The 18,400-nt window shown below is 59.6% G+C and carries 15 protein-coding genes; 7 read left to right on the plus strand and 8 right to left on the minus strand.

Translation table 11 applies throughout. From position 1 onward, the window contains the following. Positions 1-3 precede the first annotated feature (3 nt). The 7 genes from ACDZ94_RS00325 to cobA all read left to right on the plus strand — a co-directional run bounded on the left by ACDZ94_RS00325 (position 4) and on the right by cobA (position 10,135). Positions 4-579: an ANTAR domain-containing response regulator gene (locus ACDZ94_RS00325; protein WP_053257467.1), complete on the plus strand. Its 576-nt coding sequence runs from the start codon at positions 4-6 to the stop codon at positions 577-579. A 211-nt stretch (positions 580-790) separates the two neighbouring features. Then, complete coding sequence (locus ACDZ94_RS00330; protein WP_064453619.1) at positions 791-2,002, plus strand: nitrate/nitrite transporter; 1,212 nt, start codon at positions 791-793, stop codon at positions 2,000-2,002. Beyond that, positions 2,002-3,672, plus strand: coding sequence for a protein kinase domain-containing protein (locus ACDZ94_RS00335; protein ID WP_432750912.1), 1,671 nt, complete (start codon positions 2,002-2,004; stop codon positions 3,670-3,672). The genes ACDZ94_RS00330 and ACDZ94_RS00335 overlap by 1 nt, the downstream gene beginning before the upstream one ends. Before the next feature lie 234 nt (positions 3,673-3,906). Further along, on the plus strand, positions 3,907-6,360 hold the full coding sequence (gene nirB, locus ACDZ94_RS00340; protein WP_432750913.1) for a nitrite reductase large subunit NirB: 2,454 nt from the start codon (positions 3,907-3,909) through the stop codon (positions 6,358-6,360). Continuing rightward, complete coding sequence (gene nirD / locus ACDZ94_RS00345) at positions 6,357-6,674, plus strand: nitrite reductase small subunit NirD (protein ID WP_432750914.1); 318 nt, start codon at positions 6,357-6,359, stop codon at positions 6,672-6,674. Before nirB ends, nirD begins: the two co-directional genes overlap by 4 nt. Continuing rightward, positions 6,674-9,382: a nitrate reductase gene (locus ACDZ94_RS00350; RefSeq protein ID WP_432750915.1), complete on the plus strand. Its 2,709-nt coding sequence runs from the start codon at positions 6,674-6,676 to the stop codon at positions 9,380-9,382. Before nirD ends, ACDZ94_RS00350 begins: the two co-directional genes overlap by 1 nt. A 9-nt stretch (positions 9,383-9,391) precedes the next feature. Continuing rightward, entirely contained in the window at positions 9,392-10,135 is a 744-nt protein-coding gene (gene cobA / locus ACDZ94_RS00355) for a uroporphyrinogen-III C-methyltransferase (protein WP_064453624.1), read from the plus strand. A gap of 60 nt (positions 10,136-10,195) precedes the next feature. Here the strand turns inward: cobA and ACDZ94_RS00360 are convergent, their stop codons facing one another. From ACDZ94_RS00360 to ppsA, 8 genes are all read right to left on the minus strand, one after another. Continuing rightward, the gene (locus ACDZ94_RS00360) at positions 10,196-11,179 is read right to left on the minus strand and encodes an OmpA family protein (protein ID WP_064453625.1); all 984 of its coding nucleotides are present in this window, start codon (positions 11,177-11,179) and stop codon (positions 10,196-10,198) included. Between the two features lie 107 nt (positions 11,180-11,286). Beyond that, positions 11,287-11,877: an RNA polymerase sigma factor SigX gene (gene sigX / locus ACDZ94_RS00365; protein ID WP_064453626.1), complete on the minus strand. Its 591-nt coding sequence runs from the start codon at positions 11,875-11,877 to the stop codon at positions 11,287-11,289. 87 nt (positions 11,878-11,964) lie between these two features. Further along, on the minus strand, positions 11,965-12,789 hold the full coding sequence (locus tag ACDZ94_RS00370) for a mechanosensitive ion channel family protein (protein WP_003175519.1): 825 nt from the start codon (positions 12,787-12,789) through the stop codon (positions 11,965-11,967). Positions 12,790-12,791: 2 nt separating this feature from the next. Continuing rightward, on the minus strand, positions 12,792-13,037 hold the full coding sequence (locus ACDZ94_RS00375; RefSeq protein ID WP_005790375.1) for a hypothetical protein: 246 nt from the start codon (positions 13,035-13,037) through the stop codon (positions 12,792-12,794). An 86-nt stretch (positions 13,038-13,123) separates the two neighbouring features. After that, positions 13,124-14,119 carry a zinc transporter ZntB gene (locus ACDZ94_RS00380; protein ID WP_432750916.1) on the minus strand — a complete coding sequence of 332 codons (996 nt, stop codon included), beginning with the start codon at positions 14,117-14,119 and terminating at the stop codon, positions 13,124-13,126. 24 nt (positions 14,120-14,143) lie between these two features. Beyond that, complete coding sequence (gene rraA / locus ACDZ94_RS00385) at positions 14,144-14,635, minus strand: ribonuclease E activity regulator RraA (protein ID WP_432750917.1); 492 nt, start codon at positions 14,633-14,635, stop codon at positions 14,144-14,146. 231 nt (positions 14,636-14,866) lie between these two features. Continuing rightward, positions 14,867-15,856 carry an alpha/beta fold hydrolase gene (locus ACDZ94_RS00390; RefSeq protein ID WP_432750918.1) on the minus strand — a complete coding sequence of 330 codons (990 nt, stop codon included), beginning with the start codon at positions 15,854-15,856 and terminating at the stop codon, positions 14,867-14,869. A gap of 106 nt (positions 15,857-15,962) precedes the next feature. Beyond that, the gene (ppsA, locus tag ACDZ94_RS00395; protein ID WP_064453629.1) at positions 15,963-18,338 is read right to left on the minus strand and encodes a phosphoenolpyruvate synthase; all 2,376 of its coding nucleotides are present in this window, start codon (positions 18,336-18,338) and stop codon (positions 15,963-15,965) included. Positions 18,339-18,400 lie beyond the last annotated feature (62 nt).

Below are 18,400 nucleotides of genomic sequence, written 5' to 3' on the forward strand. Positions count from 1 at the left end.
ACGATGTTGCGAATCCTGTTGATCAACGATACCCCGCGCAAAGTCGGGCGCCTGAAGGCCGCGCTGACCGAAGCAGGATTCGAGGTGATCGATGAGTCCGGCCTGACCATTGACCTGCCTGCGCGCGTCGAAACGGTGCGACCGGACGTGATCCTGATCGATACCGAGTCGCCCGGCCGCGATGTGATGGAGCAAGTGGTGCTGGTCAGCCGCGACCAACCCCGGCCGATCGTGATGTTTACCGACGAGCACGACCCGAATGTGATGCGCCAGGCAATCAAATCCGGTGTCAGCGCCTACATCGTTGAAGGCATCCAGGCCCAACGCCTCCAGCCCATCCTGGACGTGGCCATGGCGCGTTTTGAAAGCGACCAGGCCCTGCGCGCGCAGCTCCAGGCCCGGGATCAGCAACTGGCCGAGCGTAAACGCATCGAGCTGGCCAAAGGCATGCTGATGAAAATGAAGCACTGCAATGAGGAAGAGGCCTACACCCTGATGCGCCGCCAGGCCATGAGCCGCCAACAGAAACTGATCCAGGTGGCGGAGCAGATTATTGCGATGAGCGAGTTACTCGGCTGAACTGGCGCAGCTCTTGCTAAAGAATCCTCACAGGTAACCAACGGCGGTTGCCCCTTCTACGACAAAGACGTCGCCCACTCGGTTTGCCCTCGCAAACCCGGTGGCGGCGTTTTTTTGTTTTGGCCCCAGAACATGGGGCCGGTGGGGCGGCCCTAAACGGCTGTTCCATCACCAGGCCTTCTTACAAGACTCCCAACCGTTGAGGTGCGTGATGAAATCAAGCTTCTGGAAATCCGGGCACACCCCGACCCTGTTTGCCGCGTTCCTGTATTTCGACCTGAGCTTCATGGTCTGGTACCTGTTGGGCCCGCTGGCGGTACAGATCGCCGCCGACCTGCACCTGACCACCCAGCAACGTGGCCTGGTGGTGGCGACGCCGATCCTGGCCGGCGCGGTACTGCGCTTTTTAATGGGCATGCTGGCCGACAAGCTGTCGCCCAAGACCGCCGGCCTGATCGGTCAGGTGATTGTGATCGCAGCATTGTTCGGGGCCTGGAAGCTTGGCATCCACAGCTACGAGCAAGCCCTGCTGCTCGGCGCGTTCCTTGGCATGGCCGGAGCGTCCTTTGCGGTTGCCCTGCCCCTGGCGTCCCAGTGGTATCCCGCTGAACACCAAGGCAAGGCCATGGGCATCGCCGGCGCCGGTAACTCCGGCACCGTGTTTGCCGCGCTGCTGGCACCGGTGCTGGCCGCTGCGTATGGCTGGAGCAATGTGTTCGGCTTCGCGCTGATTCCGCTGATCCTCACCCTGATTGTCTTCGCCTGGCTGGCGCGCAATGCCCCTGAACGTGCGAAAGCCAAATCCATGGCTGACTACTTCAAGGCCCTGGGCGACCGCGACAGCTGGTGGTTCATGTTCTTCTACAGCGTGACCTTCGGCGGCTTTATCGGACTGGCCAGCGCCCTGCCCGGCTACTTCAACGACCAATACGGCCTGAGCCCGGTGACCGCCGGCTACTACACCGCCGCCTGCGTATTTGGTGGCAGCCTGATGCGTCCGTTGGGCGGCGCCCTGGCTGACCGTTTCGGCGGGATTCGTACCCTGCTCGGCATGTACAGCGTGGCGGCAATCTGCATCGCTGCGGTCGGGTTCAACCTGCCAAGTTCCTACGCTGCATTGGCGCTTTTCGTCTGCACCATGCTCGGCCTCGGCGCGGGTAATGGTGCGGTGTTCCAACTGGTTCCCCAACGTTTTCGCCGCGAGATCGGCGTGATGACCGGCCTGATCGGCATGGCTGGCGGTATCGGCGGCTTCGCCCTCGCTGCGGGTATGGGTGCGATCAAACAAAGCACTGGCAGTTATCAGATGGCCCTGTGGTTGTTCGCCAGCCTCGGCGTGGTGGCCTGGTTTGGCCTGCACGGCGTCAAACGTCGCTGGAGAACCACCTGGGGCTCGGCCGCCGTGACCGCCGCACGCGTCTGATGAGCCTGCAACTGAGCATCGCCCACGCCAGCGCCATCGGCCCTCGAGCGGAAAACCAGGATGCCCTGCGCGTGGTCACCCCGGTGGCGGAACTGGCCGCAAGCAAGGGTTACCTGTGCGCCATGGCCGACGGTGTCAGCCAATGTGCCGACGGTGGCCTGGCCGCGCGCTCGACCTTGCAGGCGCTGGCGCTGGACTACTACGCCACGCCGCAAACCTGGGGCGTAGCACAGGCGCTCGAACGTTTGCTGCTGGCGCAGAATCGCTGGCTACAGGCCAACGGCGGCGGCCAGCCACTGTTGACCACCCTCAGCGCCCTGGTGTTTCGCGGCCAACGCTTCACGCTCGCACATGTCGGCGATTGCCGGGTCTATCGCTGGCTGGACGGCGAATTGCAGCGCATCAGCGAAGACCACGTGTGGGAGCAACCGGGCATGCACCATGTGCTCAAGCGCGCCCTTGGCCTGGATCAACACCTGGTACTGGATTTTCTCGACGGCGAATTGCGTGAGGGTGAATGTTTCCTGCTGCTCAGCGATGGCGTGTGGGCCACCTTGGGCGATCAAAGCATCCGGGCGATTCTGCGTGAGCAAACCGACCTGGATCTGGCGGTCAACACCCTGGTCAACGCCGCACACCTGGCCGCCAGCCAGGACAATGCCAGCGCGCTGCTGGTGCGTATCGACAGACTGGGTGCCGCCACCCTTGGCGATGCGCTGGTGCAGTTGCAGCAATGGCCGCTGCCACCGGCCCTGAAAGCCGGGCAACACTTTGAGGGCTGGCAGGTTGAAAGCGTGTTGGCGCAGAGTCGCCAGTCCTTGTTGTACCGCGTACGCGATGCACAGCAGCAGCCTTGGCTGCTGAAAACCTTGCCGCTTAACCGCGAGGATGACAACGATGCGGGCCAGGCGCTGCTCTCGGAAGAATGGTTTCTGCGGCGAGTGGCCGGGCGGGCGTTTCCTGAAGTCCACGCGGCCAGTGGGCGTCAGCATTTGTACTACGTGATGCGTGAATATCCGGGGCACACCCTTGCAGAACTGTTCCAGCATCAGGGCCCGTTGCCCCTGGCGCAGTGGCAGTCCATCGCCGAGCGCTTGTTGCGGGCGGTAGGCATGCTGCATCGGCGGCAGATCCTGCACCGGGACATCAAGCCGCAGAACGTATTATTGGGTGACGATGGCGAACTGCGCGTCTTGGATTTCGGCCTGGCGTATTGCCCGGGGCTCTCCGAGGACCGCGCACACGTGCTGCCCGGCACGCCGAGTTTTATCGCACCCGAGGCTTTCAGTGGCGAACCTCCTACGGCGCAACAAGACTTATACGGCGTCGGTGTCACGCTGCATTACCTACTGACCGGGCATTACCCCTACGGCGAAATCGAAGCCTTCCAACGACCCCGTTTCAACCAGCCCGTCAGCGCCAGCCGCTATCGCCCCGACCTGCCGGACTGGTTGCCCCTCAGCCTGGAACGCGCGGTGGCGGCTCACCCCGCACAACGCTATGAAACAGCCGAAGAATGGCTGCTGGTGCTGGAGCAGGCCGACCGCCGTGAGTTGAGCGTGCGGCCCAAACCGCTGCTGGAGCGCGAACCGCTCAAGGTCTGGCAAACCGTGGCGCTGGCATCGCTGCTGGTCAATCTGGTGCTGGCTTACTGGCTGTTGCACCACTAGAGGGCGAATAAACTCAGGGATATCGGCACTCTCCCCAATAAAACCGGGCGCTGGGTAACTTGGCACAACCACTGCATTAACTTTTTCAACAACACACATATAGCCGCTCCTTCAACGTCGAAGGGCCGAGCTTCCCGAGAGAACGGGACCAGGACAAAGGCGTCCTCGCTAGCTAACTAGCGGGGACGCCTTTTTTGTTTGCGCGTGATTTGTCGAGCCATTACGGAGAACGACATGAAAAGACTCAAATTGGTGATGATCGGCAACGGCATGGCCGGGGTTCGCACCCTCGAGGAATTGCTCAAGCTGAGCAGCGACCTGTACGACATCACCGTGTTCGGCGCCGAGCCCCACACCAACTACAACCGAATTCTGTTGTCGCCGGTGCTGGCGGGCGAGCAGACGTTCGAAGAGATCGTGCTCAACGATCTCAGTTGGTACCTGGATAACAACATCAAGTTGTTGCTCAACCGCAAAGTGGTGCAGATCGACCGCATCAAACGCATCGTTATTGCCGAAGACGGCAGCGAAGCCGAATACGATCGCCTGCTGATCGCCACCGGCTCAACGCCGTTTATCCTGCCGATCCCCGGCAACACCTTAAAGGGTGTAATCGGCTATCGCGACATCGCCGATACCCAGGCCATGATCGACACCGCCAAGACCCACACGCACGCCGTGGTGATCGGCGGTGGCCTGCTCGGCTTGGAAGCCGCCAACGGTCTGATGCTGCGCGGCATGCACGTGACCGTGGTGCATATCGGCGAATGGCTGCTGGAGCGCCAGCTGGACAAGACCTGCGGCCAGTTACTGCAAACCGAACTGGAAAACCGTGGCCTGGTGTTTCGGCTGTGTGAACAGACCCAGGCCCTGCACGACGCCGGCAATGGCCGCGTTGGCTCCGTGCAATTCAAGAATGGCGACATCATCCCCGCCGACCTGGTGGTAATGGCTGCCGGTATCCGCCCCAACACTGAACTCGCGGAAAAATCCGGCATCCCCTGCAACCGTGGGATTCTGGTCAACGACACCCTGCAAACCTATGACCCGCGCATCTATGCCATCGGTGAATGTGCCAACCATCGCGGGATTGCCTACGGGTTGGTGGCGCCGCTGTTCGAACAAGCCAAGGTCTGCGCCAATCATCTGGCCCAGCTGGGCTTTGCGACCTACAAGGGTTCGGTCACTTCGACCAAATTGAAGGTGACCGGCATCGACTTGTTCTCGGCTGGCGACTTTATGGGCGGCGAAGGCACCGAGACCATCACCCTCTCCGACCCGATCGGTGGCGTTTACAAGAAACTGGTGATCAAGGACGACATCCTGGTCGGCGCCTGCCTGTACGGCGATACCGCAGACGGCGGTTGGTATTTCCGTCAGATCCGTGAGAACCACGCGATTGGCGAGATCCGCGATCACTTGATGTTTGGCGAAAACACTCTCGGCGATGTAGGCCATCAAGGCCAGGACAAGGCCATGAGCATGGCCGACAACGCCGAAGTCTGCGGATGCAACGGCGTGTGCAAGGGCACCATCGTCAAGGCGATTCAGGAACATGGGCTGTTCAGCGTTGACGACGTGAAAAAGCACACCAAGGCCGCCAGCTCCTGCGGCTCGTGTGCCGGGCTGGTGGAACAGATTTTAATCAACACCGTGGGAGGCGCTGCGGACGTCAAACCGAAAAGCGAAAAGGCTATTTGCGGTTGCAGCGACCTCAACCACGCGCAAATCCGCCAGGCTATCCGCGAACAGCACCTGCTGACCATCGCCGGCACCCTGACTTACCTGAACTGGCGCACACCCAACGGCTGTGCCACTTGCCGCCCGGCATTGAATTACTACCTGATTTCCACCTGGCCCGGCGAAGCCAGGGATGACCCGCAATCGCGCCTGATCAACGAACGCGCCCACGCCAATATTCAGAAGGACGGCACCTATTCTGTAGTCCCCCGGATGTGGGGCGGGGTGACCAATCCCTCGGAGCTACGGCGTATCGCCGATGTGGCCGACAAGTACAACGTGCCGATGGTCAAGGTCACCGGCGGGCAGCGTATTGACCTGCTGGGCATCAAGAAACAGGACCTGCCCGGCGTCTGGAAAGACCTCGACATGCCGTCCGGCCATGCTTACGGCAAATCCATCCGCACCGTGAAGACCTGCGTCGGCAGCGAGTTCTGCCGCTTCGGCACTCAGAACTCCACGCAGTTGGGCATCGAACTGGAGCATGACCTGTTCAATATGTGGTCGCCGCACAAGGTCAAGCTGGCAGTGTCGGGCTGCCCACGCAATTGCTCGGAAGCGGGCATCAAGGACGTAGGAATTATCGGTGTCGACTCCGGCTGGGAGATGTATATCGGCGGCAATGGCGGGATCAAAACCGAAGTCGCAGCGTTCTTCGTCAAGCTGAAAACCGCCGAAGAAGTCCGCGAATACAACGGCGCTTTCCTGCAGCTGTACCGCGAAGAAGCCTTCTACCTAGAGCGCACCGTGCATTACCTGCAACGGGTGGGCATGGAACATATCAAGAAGGCCGTATTGGAAGACCCGGCCAGGCGCCAGGCGCTCAATGAGCGCCTGCAGTTCTCACTGTCATTCGAACAAGACCCTTGGAAGGAACGCCTGGAGCAGCCGCTGCTGAAAAAGGAGTTCGAGGTTATTCCCGTCAAGCAACTGGAGGTGCAGGCATGAACTGGCTGGATATTTGCGCCCTCGATGAAATCAACACTCTGGGTTCGCGCATCATCAATGGACCCAAAGGCGATATCGCGATTTTTCGTACCAGTGATGACGAAGTTTTCGCCCTCGACGACCGCTGTCCGCATAAGGGCGGGCCACTGTCCCAAGGTTTGATCTATGGCAAGCGCGTGGCCTGCCCGCTGCATAACTGGCAGATCGACCTGGCGTCCGGCGAAGCCCAGGCACCGGATATTGGCTGCGCCCATCATCACTCCGCCCGCGTGGAAAACGGCCGAGTGATGTTGGCCCTGCGGGACGCGGGTTGATGAACCGCCAGACCACTGCATCCACTTGTTGTTATTGCGGGGTGGGTTGCGGCGTGCTGATCGAGCATGACGGCTCGCAGATCCTGGCCGTGCAAGGCGACCCGAACCACCCGGCAAACTTCGGCAAGTTGTGCAGCAAAGGCGCCAGCCTGCACCTGACCGGCGACCTGGCTGCCCGCGCCTTGTACCCGGAGCTTCGCCTGGGCAAAGGCCTGGCCCCTGCCCGCACCGACTGGGACACGGCTCTCGAACACGCGGCCAACGTGTTCGCCGACACCATCGCCGAGCACGGGCCGGACAGCGTGGCGTTCTACATATCCGGGCAATTGCTGACAGAGGACTATTACAGCTTCAACAAGCTGGCCCGCGCGGTGGTCGGCACCAACAATATCGACAGCAACTCGCGGCTGTGCATGTCTTCGGCGGTGGTTGGCTACAAGCGCAGCCTGGGCGCCGATGCACCGCCGTGCAGTTATGAAGACCTGGAGTCCAGCGACTGTGTGATGATCGTCGGCAGCAACATGGCCTACGCCCACCCAGTATTGTTCCGACGCCTGGAGGAAGCTAAATCCCGGCGTCCACAGATGAAAGTCGTGGTCATTGACCCCCGGCGTACCGACACCTGCGATTTGGCTGACCTGCACTTGGCGATCTTGCCGGGCACGGACGTCGCGTTGTTTCACGGAATTTTGCATCTGTTGCTGTGGGAAGACTGGATCGACCGCGACTTTATCCAGGCGCATACCGATGGGTTGGCCGAGTTAAAGCGACTGGTGCATGACTACACACCGCAAATGGTCACGCAGTTGTGCGGGATCAGCGTCGAGCAACTGCGCCTGTGTGCGCAATGGGTCGGCACGTCCAGCAGTTTTCTGTCGCTGTGGTGCATGGGGCTGAACCAATCCACCGCCGGCAGTGCGAAAAACAGCGCGCTGATCAACTTGCACCTGGCGACCGGCACGATTGGCCGACCGGGCTGTGGGCCGTTTTCCCTGACGGGTCAGCCCAATGCGATGGGTGGACGCGAGACCGGCAGCTTGTCGAATTTACTCCCAGGGCACCGCGAAGCGGCCAACCCCGAACACCGAGCGCAAGTCGCCGCCTATTGGGGAGTTGAATCGTTGCCCGCGACAACCGGGCTAACGGCGATCGAACTGTTCGAGCAAATCCAGGCCGGCAAGATCAAGGCACTGTGGATTGCCTGTACCAACCCTGCGCAATCCCTGCCGGACCAGAACAGCGTCCGTGCGGCCTTGGCCGCCTGCCCGTTCGTGGTCTTGCAGGAAGCCTTTCGCACGACCGAAACTGCTGCCTATGCCGACCTGCTGCTGCCTGCCGCCAGTTGGGGGGAGAAGGAAGGCACAGTGACCAACTCCGAACGGCGTATTTCCCACGTGCGCCGCGCCATCGTCCCACCAGGAGAAGCGCGTCCCGATTGGGCGATTACGGTGGATTTCGCACGGCGGCTGGAGCGTCGCTTACGGCCGGGATCGACCAGCCTGTTTACGTTTGAACAACCTGCGCAGATTTTTGATGAGTACAAAGGACTGACCGGCGACCGCGACCTAGACTTGTCAGGCCTCAGCCATGCCCTGCTCGATCAGATCGGCCCGCAGCAATGGCCATTTCCCGTGGGCGCGCAAACGGGAACGCCGCGCCTGTACACCGATGGCACCTTCCCCACCGAAACCGGCCGCGCGCACTTTATCGCCGACCCTTACCGCGCCGCCAAGGAACAGCGGGACGCGCGCTTCCCGCTGACCCTTATCACCGGCCGCCTGCGCGACCAGTGGCACGGCATGAGCCGCACCGGCACAGCGGCGCAGTTATTCGGGCACGTCAGTGAGGCGTTACTGAGCCTGCACCCGGAAGAGTTACGCCGCCATCGCTTCAAAGAAGGTGACCTGGTCAGCCTGAAAAGCCGTCGCGGCAGCGTGATCGTCGCCGTCAGCAGTGACGACAGCGTGCGCCCAGGCCAGGCGTTCTTGCCCATGCATTGGGGCGATCGCTTTCTCAAAGGCGGCGTCAACGTCCTGACCCCACCGGCGTTCGATCCCCTGTCAAAACAACCCGAACTCAAGCACAGCGGCGTGCGCCTGGAACCCGTGCAACTGCCATGGCAGCTGTTCGCGCTGATCGAAGGAAATATACAGCAACACTTTGAGGCCCTGCGCCCGCTGTGCGAGGGTTTTGCCTACGTCAGCCTCAGCCTGGCCGGGCGGGAACGGCCGGCGCTGCTGGTGCGCGCTGCGCACACCGAAGCGCCCGACCTGCAACTGTTGACCCGAATCGACGAACTGCTGGGCCTCAACGACGGCCCTGTCATGGCCTATGACGATCCCCGTCGCTCAATCGGCAAGCGCGTCAAAATTGAAAAAGGCCGCATTACTGCGCTGCGCCTGGCAGGCGAAACCCTGGCCCGGCACTGGCTGCAAAACCTCTGGCAGGAAGGACGGGCTGACGAACAACTGCGTCGCTGGCTGTTGGCGCCGCTCAGTGCTCCACCGGGTGGCACGACAGCCAGCACCAAGACTTTGTGCAACTGCAAGAACGTCAGCGAAAGCGCGGTGTGCGCCGGTATCGGCCGTGGATTGAACCTGGACGGGCTCAAACAGGAACTCGGCTGCGGCACTCAATGCGGCTCCTGTGTACCGGAAATCAAACGTCTTTTGGCCAGCAACCCGCAGCCAATCGCAATGCGTGTGTGAGGGGAAAATATGAGCGCAAAGGTTTGGCTGGTGGGCGCAGGGCCGGGTGATCCGGAGTTGTTGACCCTCAAGGCGGTGCGGGCCCTGCACGAAGCCGATGTGGTGCTGATCGATGATTTGGTCAACCCGGCAGTGCTGGAACACTGCGTCAACGCGCGGGTAATCACCGTAGGCAAGCGTGGGGGTTGCCGTTCGACGCCGCAGGATTTCATTCACCGCCTGATGCAGCGTTATGCGCGCCAGGGCAAATGCGTGGTGCGACTTAAAGGTGGTGACCCGTGCATTTTTGGTCGAGGCGGCGAAGAGGCGACGTGGTTGCGTGAGCGCGGGGTGGAGGTGGAATTGGTCAACGGGATTACAGCGGGGCTGGCGGGGGCAACGAATTGCGATATCCCGCTGACGTTACGTGGTGTCAGCCGAGGCGTAACACTGGTCACGGCGCATACCCAGGACGACAGCAGCCTGAACTGGCGCGCATTGGTCGAGGGTGGCACGACGTTGGTGGTGTATATGGGCGTGGCGAAACTTGAGGAGATTCGTCAGCAACTGCTGGAAGGCGGAATGGCCGCGGATATGCCGGTGGCGATGATCGAAAACGCATCGCTGCCCCAGCAGCGCGAATGTCGCAGTCATCTGGCGTCTATGCATGCGGATGCGCAGGCGTTTGCCCTGAAGAGCCCGGCGATCCTGGTGATCGGCCCTGTTGCCGCCACTGCACAGGCGATCCGGGTTGCGGTCTCAGCCAGCATTTGAGGCAAATCACAGGCGAAAAAAAGCCCGGCCTAAGCCGGGCTTTTTTCTACCACTCAGTAATTACTGAGCAGCTTGAGCTTCTACCGAGGCTTCTACGCGACGGTTGATAGCGCGGCCAGCTTCAGTTGCGTTGTCAGCAACTGGGCGGGATTTGCCATAACCAACCGAGCTTACACGGTTAGGAGCGATACCGTCTTTGACCAGAACTTGCTTGACCGCGTCAGCACGACGCTGGGACAGCTTCTGGTTGTAAGCGTCAGGACCGACGGAGTCAGTGTGACCTTCAACAACGGTGGTGGTCTGTGGGTACTGTTTCATGAAGTCAGCGAGGTTTTTCACGTCGCCGTAGCTGTTAGGCTTAACAACCGACTTGTCGAAGTCGAACTTCACGTCCAGCTCAACACGAACAACCTGAGCAACTGGAGCTTCTGGCTCTGGAGTTGGCTCTGGAGCTGGTGCTGGGGTAGGAGCTGGAGCAACTGCGCCAGCGTTACCGCCGAAGTTCACACCCAGGCCGACCAGTGCGGAGTAATCCCACTTGCCGTTGTCCAGTGCGTAGTCAGCTTCAACGCCAGCACGTGCGAACAGGTTGTTGGTGAAGTAGTACTTCACGCCAGCGCCAGCGATAGCCAGGGTCGACTGGTCACGACCAGTGTGACCGTCAGCAGCAACGTTGGTACGGCTCTGGTGACCGAAACCACCTTCAACGTATGGACGCAGGGAGTCAACACCGGCCTGACCGAAGTGGTACTGAGCAGTCACGCTGCCAGTGTCACCTTTGATCTTCTGGTTGCCAGTACCGCCGTTGGAGCGGGTGTGGTTGGTCGTGTCGTAGTTCAGGTTGATCGACACGTCGTCGGTCAAGAAGTAACCGATGCTTGCGCCAGGGTTGAAGCCGTCTTCGATGTGCTTAACGCTATCGTTGTACTGCTTCTTGTAGAACAGCTGGCCTTCAACTGCGCCTTGGCCTTGTGCCAGAGCGCCGAAAGAAGTGGCAGCAATAAGAGAACCAATGGCAAAGCCCAAGGTGTTTTTCAGTTTCATCCGTTAAATCCCCATCTGGTGATTGTAAAGCAGTCCCACAAACCGGGGGACAACTCGGCGACAAGTCTAACAGAACTTGCCTACACGTAAGAGATATTTGCACCGAACTAAGTTTCAGTACTGCCCGCAAATTTCTCACGTAATTTATCAAGAGCACGTTTGTAACGCATTTTTGTAGCACTCAAACCCATGTGCATGATGTCAGCAATTTCCTGAAACTCGAGCTCTGCGACAAATCGTAGCACCAGAATTTCACGGTCAATTGGATTCACATACACCAACCAACGGTCAAGTCCGCCCTTCTCCTCGGGTGTCGGCGCCTTTTCTTCAGACGCTTCCTCAAGGGGGTCCAGACTCAAAGCGTCCATCAAGCGACGCTTCCGCCGTTCCTTACGATACTGCGTGATGCACTCGTTGTACGTGATGCTGTAGAGCCATGTCTTGAACTTCGATTTCCCCTCGAAGTTCTTCAGGCCGTACAGCACCTTGAGCATCACTTCCTGACAGACATCGTCCGCGTCTCTATCGTTCCCTAAATACCTTGAACAAACGTTGAACAGAGTGCGTTGATACCTGCGCATCAATTCTTCGTACGCGCGTGTTACGTGAAACAGCTCCGTGTGCGAGCGCGCGACCAACTCCTCATCAGAGAGCTCACGGGGGTCATAGCGCGTAGACAGCGTTTGGGCTTTATTCAAAACAAGTCGTGCCGACAGTCAGGTCAATGTCCGCTACAGCCCGGTCACCCGGGTTTGCGGCGGCGTACATTAGCAGGGTTTACCGGGTTAGCGGCTACTGACCTGCTGCTCCAGAAGAATCCGATTGGACAGTGACACCAGGTCACCGTCATCGGTCAGCACCGTCGTCTTGACTGTACCGATCTCTTCGATTTGCCCTTCGACCTCGCCCACACGGACCTGTTGCCCAACCTGATACAGCTCACGCACATAGATTCCCGCAAGAATCTGACCGGCAATTTCCCGGCTACCCAACCCCATGGCCAGCGCAACGGCCAGACCAACGGTAATCAAAACAATCACAATCACGTGGTTAAGAAGGTCAGTTTTGACCTCCAACTGGCTGATCGCGACGGAAATACTGATGATGATCACCAGCCCCTGGGCAATTCGCCCCAGGCCCGCAGCATAGTCCAAGCCCACGCCTTCGGCTGCCCCACGCACCAGACCGTTGGCCAATTGCGCCAGCAAAACGCCTACCAGCAACACCAGCGCGCCGCCGAATACTTTCGGCAAATACAGCGCCAGCATGTCGAGCGTAGCTGAAACTCGCTCAAGTCCAAGGGATTGAGCCGCAGAAACCAGAAAAATAAGTAAAACGAACCAGTAGACGATCTTCCCGATCAGGGTAGAGATCGGGACTTGCAGCCCGGCACGGCCCAATAGTTTGGTCAAACCGGTGCCCGCCATCAAGCGATCCAGCCCAAGCTTGGCGAGTAATTTGGACAGCAAGGTGTCGAGCAACTTGGCCACGACAAAACCCAGCAATACCAGGACCAGAGCACCAAACAGGTTGGGAATGAAATTCGCCACCTTGGTCCACAATGCGGTCATCGCGGTGACCAGGCTCTGGGTCCAGAGATCAAGTTCCATATTCAATCAGCCTTATCAGCAGTGCGAGCAAGAGGTTTACGACGGGAAACCGGCGATACATGGGCCGAACCATTGTTCAGGGCCATCATCAACGCAGGCAGCCAACGACCGAGCAAACCGAACAGGTCACCCGCCCCTACCTGACGGTTGGCGGTTTTCAACACGCGGCCCAGGCAAGCGTCGTCGTCACGGTTGGACGGCGAAGCATTGAGCATGTCACGCAAAGACTGTTCGAACGGATCGTGCATAAAGACCTCTCGCAAGTATTTTAAAAGACGAGGGTTAAATTCTTGGGGTCACATGCGACCCTTCCTGTGTTCAGGTCATATTCAGGTCAAACCCAGCGCAATCGTCGAAATAGCCACCATTGCCCGAGCGCGACAGCCACCATCATCAGGCAGGCAATCGCGAATCCGTAGGGGTCACCGGAGAAGGGTATTCCGCCCACGTTTATACCCAGCAAACCGGTCAGAAAACTCATCGGCAGGAAGATTCCCGTGATGATCCCAAAGCGATACATGGTGCGATTCATGCGCACGCTCAAGCGCCGGTCTTCGGTCTCAAGCACAAGCCCCACGCGCTCCCGAGTCAATTCGAGCTCTTCCAGGTAACGGGTCAGGCTGTTGTTCAATTCGTTCCAATAGTCAGCATCATCGTTACAGAACCACGGCAATTTGATCCGCGTCAGCTGGGCAAAAATATCCCGCTGCGGCGCCAGGAATCGCTTCAGCCCAGCCGCTCGTCGACGGATCTGCAAAACATTGCCATGTTCCGGAGTATACCGTTCGTCGGCATCAAGTTTTTCTTCCTCGAAATCGACGATTTCGGAAAGATCGGTCACCAAATCCTGCACTTTATGGGTCAGGTACTGCGCCATATAAAGGATGAGTTCAGACGAGGTTTTTGGGCCTTTGCCCTCCGCCAGTTGCACCAGCAACTCATCAGTGGCGCGCAGCGGGCGCAAGCGCAAGGAAATCACGCGACTGGCCGCAGCGAAGATACGCACCGAGACCATGTCTTCCGGCTCGGCCCCCGGGTTGAGGTTGACCCCTCGCAGAAACAGCAGCAATTCGTCGTCCGGCAGCGGCAACAGGCGCGGACGGGTGTTTTCCTCCAGCAACAAGTCGCACGCGAACTCGCTCAAGCCGCTGGATTTACGCAACCAGGTCTGGGTCTGCGGATGGCTGCGATCCCAATGCAACCACAGGCTTTCCTGGGGCTGCAGTTGCAAATCGTCGAGCTCAGTCCGGGCAATCGAACGCGCACCGCCTTTACCGTCCAGTACCAGGGCATGCACCAGCCCCCACTGCGCGTTTTCTTCCTCGAACATCCTCACCCCTATGGCTACAGCAGTTTATTCAGGCATTTTCAGCGGGCTTGGCGAGACAATCACACCATTATTGTCCGCATAGATGTATTCACCCGGGCGGAAGGTCACGCCCGCGAAGGTCACCACTACGTTCAGGTCGCCAATGCCGCGCTTGTCGGTTTTCATCGGGTGAGTGGCCAGTGCCTGCACACCCAGGTCAGTCTGGGCGATGACATCGACATCACGGATGCAACCGTAGATCACCAGCCCTTCCCAGCCGTTTTTTGCGGCTTTCTCGGCGATCATGTCACCCAGCAACGCGCGGCGCAGGGAACCACCACCGTCGACTACCAGCACTTTGCCGGCACCCGGCTGGTCGGCCTGCTCCTTGACCAACGAGTTGTCTTCGAAGCATTTGATGGTGACGATTTCGCCACCAAAGGAGTCTCGGCCACCGAAATTGCTGAACATCGGCTCAACCACCTGCACCAGGTCCGGGTAGGCGTCGCACAAGTCGGGCGTCACGTAATGGTTCATCGAGAAACTCCTGTCGTGAAAGAAGAGGTCGAACATCCCACGGTGTACATCAGAAAAACGCGTCGTGACAGGCAATCTTTACATGCTCACCCGCTGACGGCGGCCATGATCAAACCCATTTTGTCGCAACGCAATAGCCATTGCGCGACTGAATATGACCAGAAGCCCATAACGCGTCATATCTTAGCCGCAACCACACACAAGTGAAACGCCCTTGGTAGAGCGCTTGCGTCAAACCATTGCGGCAATCTGCGATTGCGCCCCGAACAAAGGTGTGAGCGGATCGTTCAACCACTGCGCCACCAACGGCCACACTTCGGCCTGGGCGGCTTTACTGACCAGCATTTCAACATGCCCGAAATCCCCGGTAAAACCTTGCCCGCGCCCCAGGCACAGGTATTGGCGATGCACAGAGCCCACTTGCTCGAACAGTTTGCGACACGCCCAATCCGGGTCTTGCCGATCACCCGCAGCGCTCACCGCCAACAGCGGCACGTCAACGTCGGCCAAGCCCTTCCACCAGTCTTGCTTACCCTCGCCAAAGCGACCGAACAGGCCATTCCAGCGCATGGCCTCGATCATCACGCCCGCCGGCTCGTCCTCCGGACCGCGCTTGAGGCGGGAGCCGGAGACCTCGCCAAAGCGCTTCAAGAGCAAACGCCCCGTCCACTCCAGCGGTGGAATTTTCAACGGCCAGTGGGTGCGGCTGACCTGGCAGCCAAACAGCGCGACTGAGGCCACTGCTGGCGCGCCAAGGTGCTGACCGCCCAAGGCTGCCGCCAGAGCGGTGCCACCCAGGGAATGCCCGATCCAGTGCGGGATTTGCGCACTTTGCTCACGCACAAACGCCCCGATGGCCGGCAAATCGTAACGCGCATAATCGGTGACGCGATTGCTGGCGTAGTTCTGATTGCGCTTGGACAGGCCATGCCCGCGCATTTCCGGGATCCATACATCAAATCCCTGGCGCGCCAGGTAAGCGCCCAGGCCGATGCCTTTAGGCGAGTACCAGAAGCGCCGATTGGAAAAACTACCGTGCACTAAAATTACCGGCGTGCCCCGGTTTTCCGGGACATCCGCCAGGCCCAAACGGGTCACGGCCAACTCGACGGTGCCGTCCGGGCTGTTGCCGGGTTTGAGGCGGTACACATCTTCACTCAGGTCGCCGCGACGTTCAGCGCTGATCAGGGCGACGGGAAACAGGTTGCTACTGCTTTGCATAATGCTCTTGCACAAAAAAGGGCGGCGTCCGGAAGGAGTTCCGCCCTGCACAGATAAGAATGCCGGTCACCCTTAATGAGTGACCGGCACTTTTGACGTAACGACCTTATGCGGGCGCTTGGCCTTCCGCGAGGAAGAACCAGGTTTCCAGCACGGAATCGGGGTTCAGCGAGACGCTTTCGATGCCCTGCTCCATCAGCCATTTGGCCAGGTCCGGGTGGTCGGAAGGGCCTTGGCCGCAGATCCCGATGTACTTGCCGGCCTTGTTACACGCCTGGATGGCGTTGGCCAGCAGCTTCTTGACCGCCGGGTTACGCTCGTCGAACAAGTGAGCGATGATCCCCGAATCGCGGTCCAGGCCCAGGGTCAGCTGGGTCAGGTCGTTGGAGCCGATGGAGAAACCGTCGAAGAACTCCAGGAACTCTTCGGCCAGGATGGCGTTGGATGGCAGTTCGCACATCATGATCACGCGCAAGCCGTTTTCACCACGACTCAGGCCGTTTTCCGCCAGCAGATCAACGACCTGGCTCGCCTCGCCGAGGGTACGCACGAACGGCACCATAATCTCGACGTTGGTCAGGCCCATCTCGTTGCGCACGCGTTTGAGCGCACGGCACTCCAGCTCGAAGCAGTCACGGAAAGCTTCGCTGATGTAACGCGAGGCGCCGCGGAAACCCAGCATCGGGTTTTCTTCTTCCGGCTCATAGAGCTTGCCGCCGATCAGGTTGGCGTATTCGTTGGACTTGAAGTCCGACAGGCGCACGATGACCTTTTTCGGGTAGAAGGCCGCCGCCAGGGTGCTGATGCCTTCCACCAGCTTCTCGACGTAGAAACCTACCGGGTCGTTGTAGCCGGCGATGCGCTTGTCGACGCTTTCCTTGATCTCCAACGGCAGACCGTCGTAGTTCAGCAAGGCCTTGGGGTGCACGCCGATCATGCGGTTGATGATGAATTCCAGGCGGGCCAGGCCCACACCGGCGTTTGGCAACTGCGCGAAATCGAAGGCACGGTCCGGGTTACCGACGTTCATCATGATCTTGAACGGCAGGTCTGGCATGGCGTCGATGGAGTTTTGCTTGATGTCGAAGCCCAGTTCGCCTTCAAAGATGAAGCCGGTGTCGCCTTCGGCGCAGGACACCGTCACACCTTGGCCATCTTTCAACAGTTGGGTGGCGTTGCCGCAACCCACCACAGCAGGGATCCCCAGCTCACGGGCGATGATCGCCGCGTGACAGGTACGCCCGCCGCGGTTGGTGACGATGGCGCTGGCGCGCTTCATCACCGGCTCCCAGTCCGGGTCGGTCATGTCGGAAACCAGTACGTCACCTGGCTGGACTTTGTCCATTTCGGACACGTCCTTGATGATCCGCACTTTACCGGCGCCAATGCGCTGGCCGATGGCGCGACCTTCTACCAGCACGGTGCCGGTTTCTTTGAGCAGGTAACGCTCCATGACGTTGGCCGAGGTACGGCTCTTCACGGTTTCAGGTCGAGCCTGCACGATGTACAACTTGCCGTCGTCACCGTCTTTGGCCCACTCGATGTCCATCGGGCACTTGTAGTGCTTTTCGATGATCATTGCTTGCTTGGCCAATTCGCTGACTTCGGCGTCGGTCAGGCAGAAACGCGCGCGTTCGGCCTTGTCGACATCAACGGTTTTCACCGAGCGACCGGCCTTGGCCTCGTCGCCGTAGATCATCTTGATGGCTTTGCTGCCCAGGTTACGGCGCAGGATGGCCGGACGGCCTGCCTCAAGGGTGTGTTTGTGGACGTAGAATTCGTCCGGGTTGACCGCGCCTTGTACGACGGTTTCGCCCAGACCGTAGGCACCGGTGATAAACACCACGTCACGGAAACCGGATTCGGTGTCCAGTGTGAACATCACGCCGGCGGTGCCGGTTTCCGAACGTACCATGCGCTGCACACCGGCAGACAAGGCCACCAGCTTGTGGTCGAAACCCTGGTGTACACGATAGGAAATAGCGCGGTCGTTGAACAGTGAGGCGAACACTTCCTTGGCTGCGCGGATAACGTTTTCCACGCCGCGGATATTAAGGAAGGTTTCTTGCTGGCCGGCAAAGGAGGCATCCGGCAAGTCTTCAGCGGTGGCAGAAGAGCGCACGGCGACGGCCATGTCGGGGTTGCCGGCCGACAAAATGGCGAAAGCAGTGCGGATTTCTTCGTTGAGCTTCTCGGGGAACTCGGCGTCCATGATCCATTTACGGATCTGGGCGCCGGTCTTGGCCAGGGCGTTGACGTCATCGACGTCCAGGGCGTCCAGCGCGGCGTGGATCTGAGCATTCAACCCGCTCAGCTCGAGGAAATCGCGGTAAGCCTGGGCCGTGGTGGCGAAACCACCGGGCACCGAAACACCAGCGCCTGCAAGATTACTGATCATCTCGCCGAGGGATGCGTTCTTGCCCCCCACATGCTCTACATCATGGACGCCGAGCTTATCGAGGGAAACTACGTACTCTACCAAGGTGATCTCTCCACTTTCTGTGTTGGAAAAGCTCAGGACGCCGGCTGCTCAGTAGGAGCAAA

Origin of the sequence: Pseudomonas sp. UBT (assembly GCF_050915955.1) — a bacterium.
Taxonomy (GTDB): Bacteria; Pseudomonadota; Gammaproteobacteria; order Pseudomonadales; family Pseudomonadaceae; genus Aquipseudomonas; species Aquipseudomonas antarctica_A.

Excerpts from the sequence above, each read along its gene's own strand:
- ACDZ94_RS00325 (WP_053257467.1), top strand. The coding sequence starts at position 4 with ATGTTGCGAATCCTGTTGATCAACGATACCCCGCGCAAAGTCGGGCGC.
- ACDZ94_RS00330 (WP_064453619.1), top strand. The coding sequence starts at position 791 with ATGAAATCAAGCTTCTGGAAATCCGGGCACACCCCGACCCTGTTTGCC.
- ACDZ94_RS00335 (WP_432750912.1), top strand. The coding sequence starts at position 2,002 with ATGAGCCTGCAACTGAGCATCGCCCACGCCAGCGCCATCGGCCCTCGA.
- nirB (WP_432750913.1), top strand. The coding sequence starts at position 3,907 with ATGAAAAGACTCAAATTGGTGATGATCGGCAACGGCATGGCCGGGGTT.
- nirD (WP_432750914.1), top strand. The coding sequence starts at position 6,357 with ATGAACTGGCTGGATATTTGCGCCCTCGATGAAATCAACACTCTGGGT.
- ACDZ94_RS00350 (WP_432750915.1), top strand. The coding sequence starts at position 6,674 with ATGAACCGCCAGACCACTGCATCCACTTGTTGTTATTGCGGGGTGGGT.
- cobA (WP_064453624.1), top strand. The coding sequence starts at position 9,392 with ATGAGCGCAAAGGTTTGGCTGGTGGGCGCAGGGCCGGGTGATCCGGAG.
- ACDZ94_RS00360 (WP_064453625.1), bottom strand. The coding sequence starts at position 11,179 with ATGAAACTGAAAAACACCTTGGGCTTTGCCATTGGTTCTCTTATTGCT.
- ACDZ94_RS00370 (WP_003175519.1), bottom strand. The coding sequence starts at position 12,789 with ATGGAACTTGATCTCTGGACCCAGAGCCTGGTCACCGCGATGACCGCA.
- ACDZ94_RS00375 (WP_005790375.1), bottom strand. The coding sequence starts at position 13,037 with ATGCACGATCCGTTCGAACAGTCTTTGCGTGACATGCTCAATGCTTCG.
- ACDZ94_RS00380 (WP_432750916.1), bottom strand. The coding sequence starts at position 14,119 with ATGTTCGAGGAAGAAAACGCGCAGTGGGGGCTGGTGCATGCCCTGGTA.
- rraA (WP_432750917.1), bottom strand. The coding sequence starts at position 14,635 with ATGAACCATTACGTGACGCCCGACTTGTGCGACGCCTACCCGGACCTG.
- ACDZ94_RS00390 (WP_432750918.1), bottom strand. The coding sequence starts at position 15,856 with ATGCAAAGCAGTAGCAACCTGTTTCCCGTCGCCCTGATCAGCGCTGAA.